This window comes from Halomonas sp. SIMBA_159 (assembly GCF_046536035.1).
Taxonomy (GTDB): Bacteria; Pseudomonadota; Gammaproteobacteria; order Pseudomonadales; family Halomonadaceae; genus Vreelandella; species Vreelandella venusta_A.
Genome location: NZ_JAWJBT010000704.1, coordinates 1 through 267, shown reverse-complemented (window position 1 = coordinate 267; position 267 = coordinate 1). Strand labels below are relative to the sequence as shown.

Here is a 267-nt window from a genome sequence, read left to right as displayed (position 1 = left end):
GATGTAAAGCGCGATCGCCCAGAGAGGCATATATCGCATTAATAGGGACACATTGCCACTTGCAACAGGATCAAAAATGCTGGGTAAGCCCCACCAGTAACCGACTCCAATCAGCGCGATCGCAAAAACGGCAAGCCAAGTGAACTGCAAGCCATAAGCCATTGCCAAAACCCCGATTCCCCAAACTAGATACAGTTCATAAACTGCCCCACTTTGATGGAACATTTGCGACATTAACCCTAAATCTGCCCCTAGAATCAACGCCCC

General features: G+C 48.7%; 1 protein-coding gene. It reads right to left on the bottom strand.

From position 1 onward, the window contains the following. On the bottom strand, window positions 1-267 hold a 267-nt coding region (locus R0J87_RS21015), incomplete at both ends, for a DUF2157 domain-containing protein (protein WP_498888695.1).